Here is a 432-nt window from a genome sequence, read left to right on the forward strand (position 1 = left end):
ATCCCTTTCCAACACGATGTCTAGCTGACAATCATTATGTCCCAGCTTCATTTATCTCGGTTGATATTAGCAATGACGAATTAAGTGACAAACCTTTTTTATGGATTGCCTATAGCCGTTACCCTTGGAATAAACAAACTCGTGATTATTATAAAAATAGCCAAGATTTAGCTCGGTTTACTAAAATTGATTTAACTTCATTTATTCAAGCGCCAGATAACCACCCAAGAGGCATAGATTTAGCAGGCCAACATATTTTTGGTAAAATCTTAGAATTTATACCTTATATGACTGATAAATTGAGTTATTTACCGAATTATCAAGATAAGAGTCAACAACGTGATCCGTTTATTAATTTTATCAATGCCCGAAAGTCTCAATATAAAAAACCAGTTGGGGCGGTTATTTTAGAAGATCCCCTAGGTATGGTTG

General features: G+C 34.5%; 1 protein-coding gene. It reads left to right on the top strand.

The features are described from left to right. Positions 1-432 (top strand): hypothetical protein (locus tag H3S88_RS13140; RefSeq protein WP_198229236.1); only part of this gene is annotated, 432 nt, incomplete at both ends.

This window comes from Gilliamella sp. B14448G11 (assembly GCF_016101765.1).
In the GTDB taxonomy this organism is placed as follows: Bacteria; Pseudomonadota; Gammaproteobacteria; order Enterobacterales; family Orbaceae; genus Gilliamella; species Gilliamella apicola_N.